The organism is Streptomyces sp. NPDC056061 (genome assembly GCF_042266885.1).
Taxonomy (GTDB): Bacteria; Actinomycetota; Actinomycetes; order Streptomycetales; family Streptomycetaceae; genus Streptomyces.
In genome coordinates, this window is the sequence record NZ_JBHJWQ010000074.1 from 1 (window position 1) to 5,210 (window position 5,210).

The window sequence follows — 5,210 nt, forward strand, 5'->3', positions numbered from 1 at the left end:
TCCCCCTCCGGAACAACAACCAACCACACACCATCCAACCGCGCCCCCGAACCCACCGACACCGGCTTCCACGACACCTGATAACGCCAACCGTCGATGCCCGCAGGGGCCGCGAGGGTCCGCGCCGGTGCCTCCGGCCAGTAGCGACGGCGCTGGAAGGCGTAGGTCGGCAGGTCGACGCGCTGTCCGCCGGTTCCGGCGAAGAACGACGGCCAGTCCAGTCCCGCACCGCGGACGTGGGCACGTGCGATGGCGGTGGTGAGCGTCTCGGCCTCGGGACGGCCCTTGCGCAGCGCCGGAACGAAGGCCATGCCCTCGCCGTCCGTCACGCACTCCTGCCCCATGGCGCTGAGTACTCCGTCGGGGCCCAGCTCGACGAAGGTGGTGACGCCCTGGGCTTCGAGTGCGCGGATGCCGTCGAGGAAGCGCACGGCGTCGCGGACGTGCCGCACCCAGAAGTCCGCAGTGGCGATCTCCTCGGCGGAGACCAAGTCGCCGGTGAGGTTGGAGACGATCGGGATGCGCGGGGCCTCGTACACGATGCTCTCCGCGACCTCGCGGAAGGCGTCCAACATGCCGTCCATGCGCGGCGAGTGGAACGCGTGCGAGACGGTGAGCCGCTTCGTCTTGCGGCCCTGCGCCTCGAAACCGGCGGCGATCGCTTCGGCGGCGTCCTCGTCACCCGCGACCACGACCGACTGCGGACCGTTCAGCGCGGCAATGCTCACACCCTCGACCAGCAGCGGCAGCACCTCGTCCTCCGACGCCTGCACCGCCACCATCGCACCACCGGCAGGCAGCTCCTGCATCAACCGGCCACGCGCAGCAACCAGCTTCGCCGCATCCGCCAGGGACATCACGCCGGAGACATGCGCAGCAGCCAGCTCACCGATGGAGTGCCCGGACAGGAAGTCCGGACGCAGACCCCATGCCTCGACGAGACGGAACAACGCCACCTCGACCGCGAACAACGCAGGCTGAGTGAAACCCGTCCGGTCCAGCGCCTCGGCGTCGCCACCGAACAGCACAACCTTCAGGGGATGTTCGAGATACCGGTCCAACTCGTCGCAGACCGCGTCCAGCGCCTGAGCGAACACGGGGAACGTCTCGTACAGCTCGCGCCCCATACCGAGACGCTGACTCCCCTGCCCCGTGAACAGGAACGCCGTCTCGCCCTCGGTGGCCGCGCCCTCGACGATTCCGGCCGAGGTGCGGCCGTCGGCCAACGCCTCAAGACCTCGCAGCAGTTCACCGCTTCCATCGGCGGTCACCACCGCACGGTGGTGCAGCGCCGCACGGCCGGTGGCAAGGGTGTAGGCGACATCGGCAGGCTTCAGGCCCGGCTCTGCCGCCAGGTGGGCGTGCAGCTGCCCTGCCTGGGCGCGCAGCGCGTCCGTGCTCCTGGCCGACACGGTGAAGGGAAGCACCGGGGCGTTCACGGTCGCGGACGGTACCTGCTCCGCCTCCGCGTCCGGCGCCTGCTCGATGATCGTGTGCGCGTTGGTGCCGCTGATACCGAAGGCCGAGACGGCGGCCCGCCGCGGACGGCCGGTCTCCGGCCAGTCGACGGCCTCGGTCAGCAGCTCGACCGCACCCGCCGACCAGTCCACGTGCGGGGTCGGCGCATCCACGTGCAGCGTCTTGGGCAGCACGCCGTGTTCGATGGCCTTGACCATCTTGATGATCCCGGCGACGCCGGCCGCGGCCTGCGAGTGGCCGATGTTCGACTTGATGGAGCCGAGGAACAGCGGGCGGTCCTCGGAGCGGTCCTGGCCGTAGGTGGCCAGCAGGGCCTGCGCCTCGATCGGGTCGCCCAAGGTGGTGCCGGTGCCGTGCGCCTCCACGGCGTCGACATCGGTGGTCGTCAGTGCGGCGCCGGCCAGGGCCTTGCGAATGACGCGCTGCTGCGCGGGCCCGTTGGGGGCGGTCAGCCCGTTGCTGGCACCGTCCTGGTTGATGGCCGAGCCGCGGACGATCGCGAGGACCGGGTGGCCGTTCTTCCGCGCGTCGGAGAGCCGCTCCACGAGCAGCATGCCGACGCCCTCGCCCCAGCCGGTGCCGTCCGCGGCGGCCGCGAACGCCTTGACGCGGCCGTCGGAGGCGAGTCCGCGCTGGCGGCTGAACTCGGTGAAGGTTCCCGGGGTGGTCATGATGGTGACGCCACCGGCGAGTGCCATGGAGCATTCGCCCTGGCGCAGTGCCTGGATTGCCCAGTGCAGGGCGACCAGGGACGACGAGCAGGCGGTGTCGACGGTGACGGCCGGACCCTCCAGGCCGAGGGCGTAGGCGATGCGACCGGAGATGACGCTGCCCGCGTTTCCGGTCATCACGTGGCCCGCGACCTCCGCACCGGCGTGCTCCAGGCCCACGTCGTAGGCGCTGTTGGAGGCGCCGACGAAGACACCGACGCCGCGTCCACGCATGGACTCCGGGTCGATGCCGGCCCGCTCGAACGCCTCCCAGGACGTCTCCAGCAGCACTCGCTGCTGCGGGTCCATGGCAAGGGCCTCGCGCGGCGAGATCCCGAAGAACGCCGCGTCGAACAGGTCCGCCTCGTGCAGGAAGCCGCCTGCCCGGGCGTAGTCGCCGGTCTCGCTCCCGGGTTCCCGGTCCGATTCCCAGCCGCGGTTGTCCGGGAAGCCGGTGATCGCGTCCCCGTCGCCGCTGACCAGGTGCCAGAGTTCCTCGGGCGAGCGTACGTCGCCGGGGTAGCGGCAGCTCATCGCGACAATCGCGACCGGATCGTCGGTGACCGCGGTGACCTCCGCCTCGCCCGTCCCGGCCGACGCGGTGTCCTCGTCGACGAGGTCGCCGAGGAGTTCGCCACGCAGGTGGTCGGCGAGGAAGACGGAGTTGGGGTAGTCGAAGACGATGGTGGTGGGCAGCTTCAGCCCGGTGGCGGCCGAGAGCCGGTTGCGGAGCTCGACGGCGATCAGGGAGTCGAAGCCCAGTTCCTTGAACGCCCGGCGGGCCTCGACGGCCTCCGGGGTGGCGTGTCCGAGAACCGCGGCCACCTGGGTACGGACCAGGTCCAGCAGAGTGCGCCTGCGTTCGGCGGCGGACAGGGCGAGCAGCCGTTCGGCCAGGGAGGAACCGGAAGCGGCGGAACCGGCAGCGGCGGTGCGCCGCGCCGAGGTGCGGATCAGACCGCGCAGCAGCGCCGGGACGGGGCCCGTGCCGTACGCGGAACGCAGCGCCGTCAGGTCGAGTCGGGCCGGGACCAGGACTGCCAGATCGGTGCGCAGCGCGGCGTCGAACAGCGCCATGCCCTCGTCGTCGGAGAGGGCGCCCATGCCGCTGCGTGCCAGTCGCCGCAGATCGGTCTCGGTAAGTCCGCCGGTGATCCCACCGGCCTGGGCCCACAGACCCCAGACCAGCGATGTGGCGGGCAGGCCCTGGGCATGGCGGTGGCCCGCGAGGGCGTCCAGGAAGACGTTGCCCGCCGCGTAGTTGGCCTGACCGGCGCCGCCCAGGGTGCCGGCGATGGCGGAGAACAGGATGAATGCGGCGAGGTCGAGATCACGGGTGAGCTCGTGCAGGTTCCATGCGGCGTCCGCCTTCGGGCGCAGCACACGGTCCAGTTGTTCCGGCGTCAGGCCCGGCACCGTGGCATCGTCCAGCACACCGGCGGTGTGCACGACAGCGGTCAGCGGGTGTGCGGTCGGGACATCGGCCAGGACGGCGGCCAGCGCCTCGCGGTCGGCCGCGTCGCAGCCGACGACGGTCGCCTCCGCGCCCAGCGCGGTGAGTTCGTCGATCAGCCCGGTGGCGCCGGGGGCCTCGGGGCCGCGGCGGCTGGTGAGCAGCAGATGACGGACGCCGTGCTCGGTGACGAGGTGACGTGCGACCAGGCGGCCCAGGCCGCCGGTCCCACCGGTGATCAGCACAGTGCCCTCGGTGTCCAGGGCGGGCGCCGAGAGCTGCGGGTCCTGGAGATCGGTGGCCGAGCTGCGTGCCAGGCGCGGCGCGAGGACCTCGCCGGAGCGCAGCGCCAGCTCGGGTTCCCCGATGGTCAGGGCATCGGAGAGCGCGGCCGTCGAGGCATCCGTGCCGTCGAGATCGACCAGGGCGAAACGGCCCGGGTTCTCGGTCTCGGCCGAGCGCAGCAGGCCCCACAGGGCGGAGTGGGCAAGGTCGGTGACGTCGTCGTCGGGGCCGACGGCGACCGCGCCCCGGGTGACGACCACGAGCTTGGCGTCGGTGAAGCGGGCGTCGGCCAGCCAGCCCTGCACGAGTTCCAGCGCGCGGTGCGCCGCCCGGTGCGTGGCCCCGGTGAGGTCGTCGTCGGCCCGGGTCTCGGCGAAGGAGGCGAGGACCAGCTCCGGCAGGACTGTCTCTTCCGCCTCTACGGCCGCGGCGAGGGCGGCCAGGTCCGGGAAGGCGGTGGCGGCGATGTCTGCCACGCGCAGCCCGAAGGTGTCCTCGCCCAGTACCGCACGGCGTTCGGCGCTGCCCGGCCCGGACTCGACGGTCTGCTGCGCCACCCAGTCCAGCCGGAACAGCGACCGCCTGTGCGCGGTCGCACGGTCGGCATCGAGGTCCGTGCCGCCTTCCGGCAGCGGGCGGAGCGTCAGCGCGTCCACGGTGGCGACCGGTCGGCCGGTGGTGTCGGCGAGCGCCAGCGCCAGCGTGTCGTCACCGGTCGGTGTGATCCGGACGCGCAGCGCGTCCGCGCCCACCGCGTACAGGGTCACGCCCTGCCATTCGGCGGTCAGCCGCGCTCCCACGCGGCCGTGCAGCACGTGCAGCGCCGCGTCCAGCAGCACCGGGTGCACGGCGAAGGCCCCGGCGGCCGGGTCCATGCCCTCGATCAGACGTACTTCGGCGAGGAGGTCGTCGCCGCTGCGCCAGGCGGCGGTCAGCGCCTGGAACCCGGGCCCGTGCCGCAGTCCGGCCTCGGCAAGTTCCGCGTAGAGACCTTCGGTGTCGATCGCCTCGGCACCGGTCGGGGGCCACGCCGTCAGCTCGGCGGGCTCTGCCCCGGGCCGGGCGTCGGTCAGCACGCCGGTGGCGTGCCGGGTCCACGCCTGGTCGGCGTCGGCGTCCTCGGCCCGTGAGGAGACGGTGAACGGACGGCTCCCTGCGGAGTCCCGCGCACCGACCTCGACCTGTATGCGCACTCCGCCACGTGCGGGCAGCACCAGCGGCGCCTCCAGGGTGAGCTCCTCCAGGTGGTCGCAGCCGACCTGGTCGCCCGCCCGGATGCCCAG

General features: G+C 72.5%; 1 protein-coding gene. It reads right to left on the reverse strand.

The window, feature by feature from the left end; genetic code table 11:
- Nucleotides 1-5,210 (reverse strand): type I polyketide synthase (locus ACFC79_RS37995; RefSeq protein ID WP_376249815.1); only part of this gene is annotated, 5,210 nt, incomplete at both ends.